Below are 13,523 nucleotides of genomic sequence, written 5' to 3'. Positions count from 1 at the left end.
CCACGGACCCGCTCCTCACGACGAGGAGCGGGCCCGTGGCGTCTGCAGAGTCAGGGAAGGTCGCCGACCTCGAGCTCGTCAGGGTGATCCGCGTTGTCGCCGTCAGCCTTCTGATCCTCACCCGGGGTCGCGGGATCGATCTCGGGATCAGGGTCGTTCGTCACGAAATCGGCATCCACGCCGGTCGCGTCGATCTCGGCACCTTCGTCCGGGCCTGCCTGAGGGTCTGACATGGTCGCTCCTATCGTCCGTTGCGGCAAAGGACCATCAGTTTCGCCGCAGCGCGAGTCGACCGGCATCCCCTTGACAGGGCGCGAGCGCGCGACTGGGGTTAGCATCATCCACCTCGAGCCGCGTCCGGCGAAACCGGCCGCGGCGTTCCGGCCTTCAGCCCGGATACGCAAAAACCCCCGGGAATCCCGGGGGTTTTCATCTGTAGCAGGAGCGGGGCTTGAACCCGCGACCTCACGATTATGAGTCGTGCGCTCTGACCAGCTGAGCTACCCTGCCACACCGCATCCGCATCGCAGATACGAACGCTGTGAGCCCCGAGTCAGGATTGAACTGACGACCCCTTCCTTACCATGGAAGTGCTCTGCCACTGAGCTATCGGGGCGTGCTGCCCCTCGCGGGGCAACCACACGAGAATACCATCACTGTGGCATCCTCATGAAATCGACGTGGGTCAGTACGTGTACCGGCCCGCGTTCTCACGCAACCACGGCAGCGGATCGATGGTGCTGCCGTTGATGATGATCTCGAAATGCAGGTGAGCACCGTACGAACGGCCGGTGTTGCCCGTGTGCCCGACGATGTCGCCGACCTTCACGGTCTGCCCTGCCTTGACCTGGAGCGAGCCGTACTGCATGTGCGAGTAGTGGCTCGTGACGACCTGTCCGTCGATCACGTGATCGATGTAGACGGTGACGCCGTAGGCGCCACCCTGCTCGGTGGCGATGCGCACGACGCCGTCGGCGACCGCCTGAATGGGCGCGCCTTCGCCGGGCACGAAGTCGATGCCCTCGTGCAGGCGGCCCCAGCGCATGCCGTAGCCCGAGCTCATTCCCACGCCGACCTTGAAGGGCCACTGGATCGCGGCCTCGGTGTCGTTGGTGAAGACCTCGTTGGAGTAGTTGATGCCCTCTTCCGACGCCACCTGGATCAGGGACACCGTTGAGAAGCTGTCCGCACGCGCGAGCGATTCGTTCTGCACGTCGGAGGATGTGACGAACGCCTGGATCTCGTCGTCGGCTGCGCCCGCCTTCGACGAACCGGATGCGGCGACGAGAGACGTGGCGCCGAGCGACTGAGAACCCTGCACGGCAGCTACAGCCTCGGCAGGAAGAGTCATGCCCACAGCGAGGAGCCCGGCGAGGCTCATCACGCCGACGGTCGCACCGACGGCGAGGAACTTGCGCACCGGCGGGCGGCGACGAGCGACGTGCTCAGCGGGCGCCTCTTCGGCTGCAGCAGCCTCGGGCCGCTCATTCGCGGAAGCCTGCGCGGCCTCGGGAGCCACGGAGCGGAACGCACGGGCTGCGGACTCGAAGGCGTCTTCGTCGGACTCGCCATTCGAAACGGATGCCTCGTCATCGGCATCCACCGGCGCGGCATCCACCGGCTCGGAGTCGACGGGCTCTGCCTGAGCGGCTTCAGCGAGCGGCTCGACGACGATCTCGGGGGCCTCGGCCTCAGCCTCGGCGATCTCGGTCGAGTCAGCCCCCGCAGATGCGGCAGCGACGGCGGTCGCGGCGAGGAAGACCTCGGCGGTGTTGAGCCGCTCACGAGCGGCGCGACGGGAAACAGGGGCGTCCGAGGCGAGGGGGGCGGCTTCGGAGACGGCTTCCGTCACTCCTGCCGCAGAGGCCTCGAAGGCCGCAGTGCGGGGACGGCTGGAGCGGCGCGTGGGCGCAGAGGCAGCCTGTGAATTCTCGAAGGGCAAATCAAAATCTCTCGGGTCAAACGTCAAGCTCGGGGGCGCTTACAACGTTCATCGATTCGGGCCGATGAAAGTAACGATCGGATAAACCCTAGCCTGCTCCACCTGGGAATGCCATGAATTCGTCACGTTTCATCTCGAAGGATCTCGACGACACGGTCGTGGACCTGGGTTCCACCGGCGACGAGCATGGGTCTCGGCGTCGCCGTATCGGTCAGCGAGACCCGACCGCCCGCTTCAGCCACCAACAGCGCTCCTGCCGCGTGATCCCAGGGCTTGAGACCGCGCTCGAAGTATCCGTCGAGCCGACCGGCCGCGACGAAGGCCAGGTCCAGGGCAGCGGATCCGGCGCGACGAAGATCCCTGGCGATCGTCATGACCTTGCGCACGGTCGCGAGGTCGCCGTCGTGCGTGGTCGGGTCGTAGCCGAAACCGGTCGCCAGCAGTGCGCCCGCCGGCGTCTCGGTCGTGACGGCGAGCCGAAGGTCTCCGAGGAATGATCCCTCACCGCGCGCGGCCGTGAACATCTCTCCGGATGCCGGTGCGTAGACGGCGGCGGCGAGCGCCTCCCACTCCCCCGGGACCGCACTGCCCCGCACCGCCGCGATGCTCACCGCGTAGGAGGGTATGCCGTAGGCGTAGTTCACCGTGCCGTCGATCGGATCGACGACCCAGGTGATGCCGGTCTCCCCGCGCTCGGCTTCGGACTCCTCGCCGAGGAACCCGTCACCCGGTCGGGCGACCCGGAGCCGTTCGCGGATCAGCGCCTCGACCTCGCGATCGGCGTCGGTCACGATGTCGGCGAGGCTCGACTTGGTCGCTGCGAGGTGCACGCCCTCGGCCCGACGCGTACGCGCGAGTTCTCCGGCCTCGGCGGCGATGCTCGCGGCGAGGGCGGTCAGTTCGAGTTCGAGGCTCACTGCGGCGGGTACGGCGGAGCCGGCGGGTAGGCAGCGGGTGCGTCAGGCGCCTGCGGCACCGGCGGAACCGCGTGGCCCTGCGCGTACGGCTCGGGGGCGGCGGGGTACGGAGCTGTCGGGAACGACTGAGGAGCCGGTGCGACCGGAAGCGCCGCCTGCTGCTGAGCCAGCTGAGGCTGCTGCAGCTGAGGTTGTACCGACGGATACCCCGTGTAGTAGGCGTTCCAGTCAGGCGATCCGTCGGGCAGGACGGGCAGAGGCGTCACCCCGTCCGCGTACATCGGCCATGCCGGCGCGGCGGCGAAGCCCGGAGTCGCCGCCGCAACCACGGGCTTGCGCGGCGCAAACAGTGCGTTCAGCAGCGGGATCAGCGTGGTGCCGACCGCTGCGAGGATGGTGAGGGCGACGACGATGCGCCAGTACAGCTCGCCGTACTCGAAGGTGTGCGGGAAGGTCAGGAAGAAGATCAGCATGCCGACGAGCCCTGCGAGGAAGGCGATCGTCGCGAAGTAGATGATGCGAGTGAAGGTCGTCACGTGGCGCTGTGCCGCCGGGGTGAACAGGCGCACGTGCAGCAGCGCGAGCTGGAGGATTCCGACGACCAGGAGGAGCTGGAAGAACCGCTCCGCACCGGTGAAGTACTGGTCGTCCTCCGGCAGCCAGATCTTGACGGCTCCGACCAGCAGAGCGACGATCCAGGTGACCATGCTCGACAGCGCGAGCCAGTCGGGACGGTTGGGCGCGAGCCCTGCCTCGAGGATCGCGATCCCCGCGAACGCGGCGAGCAGGAGGATCGTGAGGAAGGCACGACCGATGAGACCGTCCTGATCCCCGATCAGCACCCACACGACGCAGACCAGCGCAGCTGCGATGAGCGCGCCGATGGCGATCCAGATCGCCCCTCGGATGAGGAGGGACATGTTCTTCTTCTCGACCAGCGCAGGTGCCTGCGGGGCGATCTCCGGCTGCGACATCGCGTTCCTCTCGTTGAGCGGCATTGCGTTCATCCTTGCATGCGTCGGCGTTCGAGCAGGGGCGCCGGCGCGATCGGGGACAACTTCTCGCGCGCGGCCGCTCGCCGGCACTCAACCGCCCTTACGAGCCGACGATGCCGCGAAGGCGGTGATCCTGGCCTGCGCGTCGGCCGTCGCCATGGAGGCACCGATGGACCGGGCCTCCTCGCTCAGCTGCTCGGCGAACGTGCGCTCGGGTTGCGTTCGCACGAGCCTCTTGGCATGGCCGTATGCCTCGGCGGCACCGGCCAGCCAGAACCGGGCGACCTCCTCGGCGCGTGCCCGCACCTTGTCGGCCTCGTCCGGCGAGTCGGCACCCTCAATGGACTCGGCGACGAGTCCCCACTCGACCGCCTCGGCGGCGGAGAGGAGACGATCCTGCAGCACGAGCTGAAGCGCGCGGCGTTGTCCGATCGCGCGAGCCAGCTGCGCCGATACGGAGAGATCGGGGGTGAGACCGATGTTCGCGTACAGACTGCCCAGGCGAGAGCGCGAGCCGACGACGGCGTAGTCGCTGCTGAGCAGGATGCCGAGTCCACCGCCGGCTGTCGTGCCGTGGGCCGCCGCGACCACGGGCACCGCAGACTCGGTCAGCGAGCGGATGCCGCTGTTGATCACCTCGGCGAGCGCGGTGATCTCGTCACCGGAGCCCATCGTCGTCGCCATCTCTATGACGTCGCCGCCGGCGCAGAACGCGGGACCCGCCGCATCGACAAGGATGGCCTTCACGTCAGCCCGCGACGTCGCCTCCGCCGTTGCATCGCGCCAGGCGTGCGCGAGATCGGCGTTGAAGGCGTTGAGTCGCGCGGGGCGGTTCAGCGTGAGCCGAGCCAACCCCTCGTCGACCGAGAACAGGATGGCATCGCTCATGGCTTCTCCTTCGAGCACAGGACGTAGGCCCCCAGGGTAATCGCGATCAGTGCTGTTCCTGCACGCGTTTGGCGAAACCCTCCATGCGCCGCCTGGTGCCGTCGAGACGCAGGTCGACCTGCCCAGGCGCCAGCACCTCGTTGGGTGCGAGGGGGTGCGCGAGCCGCACGTTCTCGTGGCATGACAGGTCGGCGCACATGTAGGTGCCCACTGAGTCGCCGCGTGCTCCGGCCTCGCCGACGCGCCGCGCGGAGAACAGGGCGACCTGGTTGCCCGGCTGCAGCGTGTGGCAGATGTTGCACATCCCCGAACGATGCCGACCGGGGTCAGATGCCCGGAGCACGACGCCCGCGACCCGTCCCTCGTGCTGGGTCAGGACGTAGCCCCGGCGACCTGCACCCGGATCCCGCCACGCGAAGAAATCCAGGTAGTCCCAGTCGATCAGCACCAGATCGTGGGGCATCTCCATGACCCGCAGCTCGTCTTCATCCGCGTTGACGAAGGACGCGCGGATGTCTGCTTCGGTGAGCGCTCGCATCCGTCCAGTCTATGAAAACCGTTACCGGTGGGAGCGCGCCCCGGGGCGCCGGTTTCCGGGGCGGCACGCGAGGGCGAGTTCCGGGGTGAAATACTGCCCGGATCAGGCCCCCGCTCGATACGTCCGCGGGCCCGCACCTACCGTGAACACAGGTCGACGAGAGCACGAACCCCCAGGTTCGCCCCTCCCACACGCTCCCGACTGTGAGGCGCACCTCGCGTCACCCGAACGCGAGGTGCGCCTCGATCGACGGCTCCGCTCATTCGTCGAGCAGGCCCAGTTCTGCGGCGCGCAGAAGAGCCTGATCCCTGTTCGATGCGCCGAGCTTGCGATAGGCGCTGCGGCGTTGAACCTTCACAGTGTTCGGAGAGACGAAGAGAGCTGCGGCGAGAGCATCCGTCGACGACGTCCTGCGAAGCTCTCGCATCACGGCGAGCTCCCTCGACGTGAGTCGGACCGGAGGCGGCAACGCCGGGAAGGGGCATCTCTCGGATGCACGCGAGAGATACGAGTCGAGGAAGTCCCGTTCAGTGGGCCCTGAGAGTTCACGGAGCTCCTGCAGGACGTCCGATCCGAACAACGCCAGCGGAGCATACGAGCGCTCCTCCCTCATCACCGCAGTCGCCCGGGAGAAAGCCTTCGCAGACGCTTCGCGCTTGCCCAGCCGAGCCGCCGCAACCGCTGAGGTGACCGCAGCGAGGCAGAGTCGATCGAGATCCGGCTCGTCATCGGACTGTGCGATCTCTGCGGCGGCGAAGGCGCGCGCGTCGTCGCGCGTGAGCAGCGCAGTGAGACCCTCGACGACGTTCCGTGCCGGGTCGTCTGCAGGCAGCGCGGCCAGTGTCCGATGAGCGGCTGCCTGGTCGCCCATGGCCAAGGACGACATCGCCCGTGCGACCGCCAATCTCGATGATCCGTACTCGGAGACCGCCGCGTTGACTCCCCGGCCGAGCGCATTCGTGAGGGAGAGCGATGCCTCGGCCGGATGTCCGCCGCGAACATCGATCTCGCTCTGAATGCAGACCAGATACGGCCAGAGCTCTGCGGTGCCGAGATGGTGGGCGATCGAATCCGTGCGACGCCTGGCCTCGTCGAGATCGAGCGCCGCAACGGCGAGGATCGCATGCGCGATCTGCTCCAGGATCCCGAACTGCTCGGAACGCCATGCGGGCGGCGGATCGGCGTCGTCGATCTCGTCCAGGACACGTCGAGCGTCGGAAAGCCGTCCCCGCAGGGCGTAGACGCCGGCGAGAGTCGCCGCGCAGTGGTACCAGCCGCCGTCGTCATCCGGCATCCGCAATCGGACGCCGTCTTCGAGGATCATGACGGTGTGCGCGACCTGGATCGTCATGCCGAGCTCCAGAACCTCGACGGCATCCGAGATCCGCCCGAGTTGCAGGTAGCTCAGCCCGCAGTTGCTGAGCAGCAGCGCCGCGAACCCGGTGCACTCGGCGCGCTGCTCGGCATCCATAGCGGTGTACGCCCTCACCACCAGGTCGGCTGTGGCTCCCGATCGCCGGAACTGCCCGGCGAAACGCTCGGCGAGCGTCTTCGCGCTCAGCATCCAGAACCGCTCGACCGGATCGTCGTCGAGCCCCCGCCGGCGAAGGGACAGCGCGGCACCCTGGAAGTACGCGAATGCACGCAGCCGCTGACCGAGGCGCAGCAGGACCAGAGCCAGCAGCATGCCGAGCAACGGGTGACGCGCGAGCACGAGCGGGTTCTCGCGTCGCAGCAGCGCCTCGACGTCCTCCGGACTCGATCGGGAAAGGATGAACCACGATTTGCGACCGAGGCGCGACGCGAGGACGTAGTCCTTCCCCCTCATCGCGTTCGTCAATGCCTCGAGATGGCGGCCGTGCTCGGAGGCCCAGAGCGCGACCGTTCGACGGATCGACGCCACGGACTCGGACGATCGCTGATCGAGTCTGCGCACGAGCGCCTCCCGCAGCAGCGGCGTGTAGAGGAAGGCCAGACCGTCGGAACCCGACTCCCACATCCCGAGTCCATACAGCTCCGCGCGATCGAGGTGCTCGTCACCGCCGTCCGGCCATCCGAGACGCTCGGCGATCTCGCGCGTGACTCGGCCCGGCACCGATGTCCGCACCAGGAACTCCTCGAAGTCCGGCGGAGCATCCGAACCGATGAGTCCCGCCATCAGAGCATCAGCGAGTTCCTGCACCTCGACGGTGGCGATCTCGACGGGCGCGGATTGCGTCGCGAGCGTCAGCCCCAAGGCCCGAGCGGCGAGTGGCAGTGCGCTCTCGTCTCCGAGCACATGCGCGGGGATCGTCCGGACGGAAAGACGTTGCACCACCTCGCGAGCTTCGTCGCGGGTGAAGAAGAGCTGTGCAGGACCGATCACGCAGACGTCCGCGGAGACGAGCATCGGCAACGTCCGTGTCACGGTCGAGCGACGCGTAGCCAGGACGATCCGCAGCAGAGGCGCGGCGTCGAGCAGCTCGATGCTCCGGTTCAGCAGTGATCTCTCGTCGGCTCTCTCCGCATTGTCGATCAGGATCACGCAGGGTCTGGCGAGATCACCGAGGAGTCGTCCGATCTCGCCTGCCGGGTCACGCAGGCTGTCGAACCCGCGAAGCGCCGAGCGTGCGGCGTGTCGATCGGAGATCAGATCCTGAACGACGAGCTGCGCCAGGATCTCCCCCAGCATGAGGTGCTCATTCGTGATGCTCTCGTCGAAGGCGAGTCGCACCGATGCGACCTCCTGGCTGTCCTGCGCGGCCGCCCATTGGCTGAGCAGAACCGATTTGCCCCCGCCTGCCGGGCCGCTCACCACCGTCAGGGCATGGCCGCGGTCGAGAAGCTCCGTCAGCCTCGGGCGATCGAGCATGTGCAGCGGAAGGCGCGCTCCGCGCGCCGCTCCCCCTGGTCCCTGCGCCATCGCTCGCCTCCCCCGAGAACGCGAATCTCTCCGCGCTCCGATCGTAGATCTGCGAACGAGTCCGGAATACTGCGTGGACGGACGTATACCGAGATATCAGTGGGGCCGCAGGTCCCGCCTACTCGGCGGCGCGCTGCATCGCCTCGTCCGCCTCCGAGACGATGTTCCGCATCGCGGCGGCGGCCGAATCCGCATCGCCGCTCGCCACAGCGAACGCCACATCCCTGTGCCACTGCACCGCGCTCTCATTCGCCACATGCGGCATCAGATCGTGCACGGTCCGGCCCCGCAGTACGGCCTCGACCGTGCCGCCTAGAGCGGCGAGCATGCCGTTGCCGGAAGACTCCAGCAGCAGCCGGTGGAAGCGGATGTCGGCCGTGAGGTAGCGCTCGCGATCCGCCTCATGGTCCTCCTGCCCCATCGCCACGACGAGCGAGACGAGATCGACCTTCTGCTCTGAGGTCGCCGTGCCGGCAGCGAGCTGCGCAGCCAGTGGCTCGATGACCGAACGCAGCTGACTCAGTTCGCGGAGCTGCTCGTCTCGCCCGGGACCCGCCAGTCTCCAGGAGATCACCTCGGGGGCGTAGACGTTCCAGTCGGCGCGAGGGCGCACCTCGACCCCTGACTTGCGGCGCACCCAGACCAGACCGAACGACTCGAGAACGCGAACGGCTTCGCGCGCGGCAGAGCGGGACACCCCTCGCTCCTGTGCGACGTCGACCGTGAGCATCCTCGACCCGGGAGCGTGCACTCCGTCGACGATCGCGCGCCCGAGTTCGGCGACCAGGGAGTCGTGAACGGGGCTTCCGGCGCTGGAGACGGTCATATGACGAGTATGCCCTCGGCGACGTCGTCAGGCGGGACATCTCACACTCATGTTTCGGTTATGTTGCGCATGACATGGTATGCGTGCTTATTATGTACGGCATAAGGTCGTAAACAACGCCCGGATCAAGGAAGCTCATGGCACTCTTCACCCCCGCCGCTGACGCGCTCATGATGGCCGCCACCGACACCGCAGCCACCCCTCAGCCTGCCGGCCAGCTCATCGCCGCAGCCGTGATCGGCATCGCGATCATCATCGTGCTGATCACCTGGGTGAAGCTGCACCCGTTCCTGTCGCTCACCATCGGCGCACTCGCCACGGGCGCGATCGCGGGCATGGACATCGCCGCCTCCGTCACCAGCTTCTCGACGGGCTTCGGCACGACCATGGGCGGCGTCGGCATCCTGATCGCGCTCGGAGCGATCTACGGCAAGCTCCTCGCCGACTCCGGCGGAGCCGACCGCATCGTCGACACTCTCGTCAGCCGGGCCAGCGCCCGCTCCCTCCCCTGGGTCATGGGCCTCATCGGTGCTGTGATCGGTCTGCCGATGTTCTTCGAGGTCGGCCTCGTGCTCCTCGTGCCGGTGATCATCCTCGTCGCCCGTCGCTCCGGCGCTCCGCTGATGCGCATCGCGATCCCCACGCTCGCGGGTCTCTCGGCGATGCACGGACTCGTGCCGCCGCACCCCGGGCCGCTCGCCGCCATCGATGCACTCGGCGCCAACCTCGGGCTCACACTCGCGTTCGGCGTCATCGTCGCGATCCCCGCGGTCATCATCTCCGGGCCGCTGTTCGCCCGCTTCGCCGCCCGCTGGGTCGACGTCCCTGTCCCCGAGCTCTTCGTGACTGATGAGGACGAGGGCGTCGAGCAGCGTCGCCGCCCGTCGTTCGGCGCCACGCTGTTCAGCATCCTGCTCCCGGTCTTCCTCATGCTCGCCAAGGCCGTGGCCGACATCTCGGCTGCGGGCTCCGACGCCCCCTGGAAGGTCACGCTCGACTTCCTCGGAACACCGGTCATCGCGCTGCTCATCGCCGTGCTCGCCGGATTCTTCATCCTCGGTCGCGGCGCCGGATTCGACCGCACCAAGATCAACGACATCGTGGGTTCGTCGCTCGGTCCGATCGCCGGCATCCTCCTGATCGTCGGCGCCGGTGGCGGTTTCAAGCAGGTGCTGGTCGACACCGGCATCGGCGACGTGATCGCGCAGTTCGTGTCGGGCTCGTCCGTGTCGGTGCTGATCCTCGCGTGGCTCGTCGCCGTCGTCATCCGCATCGCCACCGGATCCGCGACTGTCGCGACCATCACCGCCGCCGGCATCCTGCAGCCGCTCACCGAGACGCTCGACTCGCCCATGGTCGCCCTGCTCGTGCTCGCCATCGGCTCCGGCTCGGTCTTCCTCTCGCACGTCAACGACGCGGGGTTCTGGCTCATCAAGGAGTACTTCGGCCTCAGCATCCCGCAGACTCTGAAGTCATGGACAGTTCTCGAATGCCTGATCTCGGTCACCGGCCTCGCCGGCGTCCTCGTCCTGAGCATCTTCGTCTGAGCGCGCCATGATGTCCGTCAACGCACCCGTTCTCGTCTTCATGGGCGTCGCCAGCACAGGAAAATCCACGGTCGCGGCGATGCTCGCCGGCCGCCTCGGCTGGGCCTTCGAAGAGGGCGACGACCTGCACCCCGCGGCGAACGTCGCCAAGATGGCTGCCGGTCACGCCCTCACCGACGAAGACCGCTGGCCGTGGCTCGACCTCATCGCCGAATGGATCGACGATCGCATCGAGGCGGGTGAGCCCGGCATCGTCACCTGCTCTGCGTTGAAGCGCAGCTACCGCGACGTGCTGCGCCGAGATGCGGTCACGTTCGTGCACTTCGCAGGCGAGCGCCAACTCATCCTCGACCGGATGCTGCGACGTGAAGGGCACTTCATGCCGACGACGCTGCTCGACTCCCAGTTCGCGACGCTGGAAGCACTGGAGGACGACGAGAGGTCGATCGAGATCGACATCGCTCTGACGCCCGCCGAGCAGGCGGCGCAGATCGCCTCACGGCTGCGCCTGCATCCCGACTACTGATACAGGAGGACCGTCAGCCGAGCTCCCCCGACCCGTAGGGCCGAATCGGCTGCTGTCGTTGGAACGCGTACTCCCCGCCCTGTCGCCCTCCGAAGGGGCGGCCGTGGTCGGCGAACTCCTCTCGGTAGTAGGCGAGCCGCCAGGGGCCGATCTCGATACGCGAACCGGTTCGGAGGATTCTGGCGTCCTCTTTGCTGTGGGGCAGGTTCGGACGCCCTCCGCCGGTCGCGGCGAACGAGTAGAGGACGTACTCGTCATCCTCGTTGTGCCGGATCTCGGCATGCAGCTTCTCGAGTCCGTCCAGTCGCAGATCTGCGTCTGGTCCCGAACCGATCGTCGTGCGTCCGGACAGCAGATCGAATTCTCTCGGTCTGCTGTTGTTCCAGTCACCGGATCCGACAGCGAAGATCAGCCGTGGACGGCCGGACCCCGGGATGTAGTGAGTCGTCGTGACGTGTCGTCGGACGCTCCTGGCCAGAGTGGGGATGACGGGGAACAGCGTCGCCGGTGGAACGGTGAACGGCGACACCTTGCCTTGTTCTCGATGCTGGACCTCGGCGAGAAGCGCGCTGAGCCGACCGATCTTGATGTGGGGGGAACCGGCGATCGCCCGACCGACCGGGCCGGACTTCACAACGCCCAACTGCACGAGGGTACCCTTCGGGCCGACCACACGCACGCTGATGCCTCTGCGTGCGAGGCCGTCTGCGAGAGGGCCGAGGTGCGTGAGGTCGTGGCGACTCAGCGCCCCGAGCCCGTGGGTGTCGTCGAAGGTGATGATGACCTCTTGCCCGGCGGCCCGGACGGTGAACCGCATCGGGGTGTCATCGTCCGGTCCGACCTGCTCGACTCTCAGGTCCATGTCGAGGCGGATCATCGGCGTGGGTTCCGTTCAGACCGCGCGGGAGTCGCCCGTTGCGCTGTCACTGGTGGTGACCCGCAGAGTGCCGTTGAACTTCCACGTCGCACGAGGGGCGTCCGGTCCGATATCCCGCGGCACCTCGACGGTCATGTCGTCGAACGTGTAGTTCACGGCAGCGCCTCGACCGGTCAGGTATGCCCACATCTCCCGCCCGAGATCGGTCCAGTCGGTGATCGACGCGCCGCTGGGCCCGTCAGCTGAGGTGAACAGCTCCGAGGGTTCATTCGTGTCACTCATGGGATGCTCCTTCGCAACGGCCATGTCCTGTGTGTGACGATTATGCGCTTGCGAGACGTCACTGTCCAGCTATTTCTGCACGCTGTCCAGAAACCTCCGCGCGGATCCAGATGAGAGAGCGCCCACGAGACCGCCACCCACGCACCATGCCACCGTCGTCAGTCGTGGAGCAGCCCCAAGCTCGTGATCCCTGCCACTACCAGGTCGTGGTCATCCGCCGACGGAAGGCCGGATACGGTGGCGACCGCGACGACACCCACACCGTCGACGCGGATGGGCACTGCGCCTCCCGCAACCGCGTACACGACGGGGTCGAGCCATCCCTGCTCGTACATGTCGCGCCCCCCGTTCTCGATTCGTGTCTCGAGCAGTGCCGTGCTGGTCTCGAACCGCAGGGCGGTCGCCGCCTTCTTCGCGGCCCACACGTCGTTGTCGCTGGTCGCGCCAGGCAAGGACGCATGGAACAGGATGCCGGACGATGTGCGCACATCCACGGTCACAGGGAAGCCCTCGGCCAGTGCCCTCTCCGCGATGGAGCGCCCGAGATCCCAGGCATCCCTGCGGTCGAACCGGCGGAGTACGAGCTCGACGTGCTCCGCCTCCAGCTGTGCCAGCCTCGCGTGATCACTCATCGGCATGCCTCTCTCTCGTGGACGACTCGCCTCAGACTGTAGCTCGCCTACTCGCGCAGCGCCCGCCTCACCCTGAGGATTCCGAGGCCGATCAGCAGGATCGTTGTCAGGATGGCGCTCAGAATCGCACCGTTCGCTGCGAACAGCCACCAGTCGTACGAGGTCTCGATCGGATCATGCCACGCGCGCTGATACTCGAATTCGACCGTGGTGGGGTAAGCGACGGGTTCGTAGCGCGAGAGATCCTGCGTCACCCACCCGAATGGCCACCCGAACACCGCGTGCTGCAGCTCAGCGCGCGTGGCCACTCTCACACTGCCCGCGACGACGAAGAACACGGTGGCGGCCGCGCCGAGAGGCAGCAGACACGCGAAGTACTGCACGGCGCCTCTCGCCCATCGGTGCAGCGCTCGCCGGTCCTCTTCGTCCACAGCGCTCCCCCGGATGATCTGTCGCCGCATCCATACTGCCCTCTCCACCCCGGAGACGACGAAAGCCCCGGATGCCTGAGGCAGGTCCGGAGCTTTTCGATGGTGGCGAGTGAGGGATTCGAACCCCCGAATGCGATGCAGTCTGATTTACAGTCAGATCCCTTTGGCCGCTTGGGTAACTCGCCAGAGCGCACCCGTCCGACTTCGACAGCCAACCGGG

Annotated in this window: 14 protein-coding genes and 3 tRNA genes; 2 read left to right on the top strand and 15 right to left on the bottom strand. The window is 67.2% G+C overall.

Translation table 11 applies throughout. From position 1 onward, the window contains the following. Positions 1 to 50 precede the first annotated feature (50 nt). The 10 genes from RQG77_RS12315 to RQG77_RS12270 all read right to left on the bottom strand — a co-directional run bounded on the left by RQG77_RS12315 (position 51) and on the right by RQG77_RS12270 (position 9,008). Positions 51 to 233 carry a hypothetical protein gene (locus tag RQG77_RS12315; protein ID WP_056375780.1) on the bottom strand — a complete coding sequence of 61 codons (183 nt, stop codon included), beginning with the start codon at positions 231 to 233 and terminating at the stop codon, positions 51 to 53. 203 nt (positions 234 to 436) lie between these two features. Then, a tRNA-Met gene (locus tag RQG77_RS12310) sits at positions 437 to 510 on the bottom strand. Between the two features lie 34 nt (positions 511 to 544). Beyond that, positions 545 to 616: transfer RNA gene (locus RQG77_RS12305), tRNA-Thr, on the bottom strand. A 69-nt stretch (positions 617 to 685) separates the two neighbouring features. After that, entirely contained in the window at positions 686 to 1,852 is a 1,167-nt protein-coding gene (locus tag RQG77_RS12300; protein WP_311244966.1) for a M23 family metallopeptidase, read from the bottom strand. A gap of 212 nt (positions 1,853 to 2,064) precedes the next feature. Next, on the bottom strand, positions 2,065 to 2,859 hold the full coding sequence (locus RQG77_RS12295; RefSeq protein ID WP_311244965.1) for an inositol monophosphatase family protein: 795 nt from the start codon (positions 2,857 to 2,859) through the stop codon (positions 2,065 to 2,067). Next, positions 2,856 to 3,857: a hypothetical protein gene (locus RQG77_RS12290; RefSeq protein WP_311244964.1), complete on the bottom strand. Its 1,002-nt coding sequence runs from the start codon at positions 3,855 to 3,857 to the stop codon at positions 2,856 to 2,858. The genes RQG77_RS12295 and RQG77_RS12290 overlap by 4 nt, the downstream gene beginning before the upstream one ends. Before the next feature lie 87 nt (positions 3,858 to 3,944). After that, positions 3,945 to 4,742, bottom strand: a complete 798-nt coding sequence (locus RQG77_RS12285; RefSeq protein WP_311244963.1) for an enoyl-CoA hydratase/isomerase family protein — start codon at positions 4,740 to 4,742, stop codon at positions 3,945 to 3,947. A 46-nt stretch (positions 4,743 to 4,788) separates the two neighbouring features. Then, complete coding sequence (locus RQG77_RS12280) at positions 4,789 to 5,280, bottom strand: FBP domain-containing protein (RefSeq protein ID WP_056508234.1); 492 nt, start codon at positions 5,278 to 5,280, stop codon at positions 4,789 to 4,791. A 259-nt stretch (positions 5,281 to 5,539) separates the two neighbouring features. Continuing rightward, positions 5,540 to 8,182: a LuxR C-terminal-related transcriptional regulator gene (locus RQG77_RS12275; RefSeq protein ID WP_311244962.1), complete on the bottom strand. Its 2,643-nt coding sequence runs from the start codon at positions 8,180 to 8,182 to the stop codon at positions 5,540 to 5,542. Between the two features lie 118 nt (positions 8,183 to 8,300). Further along, on the bottom strand, positions 8,301 to 9,008 hold the full coding sequence (locus tag RQG77_RS12270) for an FCD domain-containing protein (protein ID WP_311244961.1): 708 nt from the start codon (positions 9,006 to 9,008) through the stop codon (positions 8,301 to 8,303). 137 nt (positions 9,009 to 9,145) lie between these two features. Between RQG77_RS12270 and RQG77_RS12265 the strand changes: the two genes are divergently transcribed. Both RQG77_RS12265 and RQG77_RS12260 read left to right on the top strand, forming a co-directional pair. Then, the gene (locus RQG77_RS12265) at positions 9,146 to 10,555 is read left to right on the top strand and encodes a GntP family permease (RefSeq protein ID WP_396653411.1); all 1,410 of its coding nucleotides are present in this window, start codon (positions 9,146 to 9,148) and stop codon (positions 10,553 to 10,555) included. 7 nt (positions 10,556 to 10,562) lie between these two features. After that, positions 10,563 to 11,081 carry a gluconokinase gene (locus RQG77_RS12260; protein ID WP_311244960.1) on the top strand — a complete coding sequence of 173 codons (519 nt, stop codon included), beginning with the start codon at positions 10,563 to 10,565 and terminating at the stop codon, positions 11,079 to 11,081. 13 nt (positions 11,082 to 11,094) lie between these two features. On the opposite strand, the gene RQG77_RS12255 is transcribed toward RQG77_RS12260, so the two are convergent. The 5 genes from RQG77_RS12255 to RQG77_RS12235 form a co-directional block, all read right to left on the bottom strand. Further along, positions 11,095 to 11,958 (bottom strand): hypothetical protein, encoded by an 864-nt coding sequence (locus RQG77_RS12255; protein WP_311244959.1) that lies wholly within the window; start codon positions 11,956 to 11,958, stop codon positions 11,095 to 11,097. Positions 11,959 to 11,973: 15 nt separating this feature from the next. After that, positions 11,974 to 12,240 (bottom strand): hypothetical protein, encoded by a 267-nt coding sequence (locus tag RQG77_RS12250; RefSeq protein WP_311244958.1) that lies wholly within the window; start codon positions 12,238 to 12,240, stop codon positions 11,974 to 11,976. A gap of 158 nt (positions 12,241 to 12,398) precedes the next feature. Then, a complete protein-coding gene (locus tag RQG77_RS12245; RefSeq protein ID WP_311244957.1) occupies positions 12,399 to 12,872 on the bottom strand; it encodes a heme-binding protein in 474 nt (157 codons plus the stop codon). A gap of 47 nt (positions 12,873 to 12,919) precedes the next feature. Then, positions 12,920 to 13,333, bottom strand: a complete 414-nt coding sequence (locus tag RQG77_RS12240) for a hypothetical protein (protein WP_311244956.1) — start codon at positions 13,331 to 13,333, stop codon at positions 12,920 to 12,922. Between the two features lie 70 nt (positions 13,334 to 13,403). Further along, positions 13,404 to 13,488: transfer RNA gene (locus tag RQG77_RS12235), tRNA-Tyr, on the bottom strand. Positions 13,489 to 13,523 lie beyond the last annotated feature (35 nt).

It is taken from the genome of Microbacterium sp. WCS2018Hpa-23, assembly GCF_031843845.1.
Lineage (GTDB): Bacteria > Actinomycetota > Actinomycetes > Actinomycetales > Microbacteriaceae > Microbacterium.
Note: the sequence above shows the minus strand (reverse complement) of the source record. Positions and strands in the feature narration are given on the sequence as shown.

Coding starts and splice junctions, on each gene's coding strand:
- RQG77_RS12240 (WP_311244956.1), bottom strand. CDS start 13,333: ATGCGGCGACAGATCATCCGGGGGAGCGCTGTGGACGAAGAGGACCGG.
- RQG77_RS12290 (WP_311244964.1), bottom strand. CDS start 3,857: ATGCCGCTCAACGAGAGGAACGCGATGTCGCAGCCGGAGATCGCCCCG.
- RQG77_RS12315 (WP_056375780.1), bottom strand. CDS start 233: ATGTCAGACCCTCAGGCAGGCCCGGACGAAGGTGCCGAGATCGACGCG.
- RQG77_RS12275 (WP_311244962.1), bottom strand. CDS start 8,182: ATGGCGCAGGGACCAGGGGGAGCGGCGCGCGGAGCGCGCCTTCCGCTG.
- RQG77_RS12285 (WP_311244963.1), bottom strand. CDS start 4,742: ATGAGCGATGCCATCCTGTTCTCGGTCGACGAGGGGTTGGCTCGGCTC.
- RQG77_RS12260 (WP_311244960.1), top strand. CDS start 10,563: ATGATGTCCGTCAACGCACCCGTTCTCGTCTTCATGGGCGTCGCCAGC.
- RQG77_RS12280 (WP_056508234.1), bottom strand. CDS start 5,280: ATGCGAGCGCTCACCGAAGCAGACATCCGCGCGTCCTTCGTCAACGCG.
- RQG77_RS12270 (WP_311244961.1), bottom strand. CDS start 9,008: ATGACCGTCTCCAGCGCCGGAAGCCCCGTTCACGACTCCCTGGTCGCC.
- RQG77_RS12265 (WP_396653411.1), top strand. CDS start 9,146: ATGGCACTCTTCACCCCCGCCGCTGACGCGCTCATGATGGCCGCCACC.
- RQG77_RS12255 (WP_311244959.1), bottom strand. CDS start 11,958: ATGATCCGCCTCGACATGGACCTGAGAGTCGAGCAGGTCGGACCGGAC.
- RQG77_RS12245 (WP_311244957.1), bottom strand. CDS start 12,872: ATGAGTGATCACGCGAGGCTGGCACAGCTGGAGGCGGAGCACGTCGAG.
- RQG77_RS12250 (WP_311244958.1), bottom strand. CDS start 12,240: ATGAGTGACACGAATGAACCCTCGGAGCTGTTCACCTCAGCTGACGGG.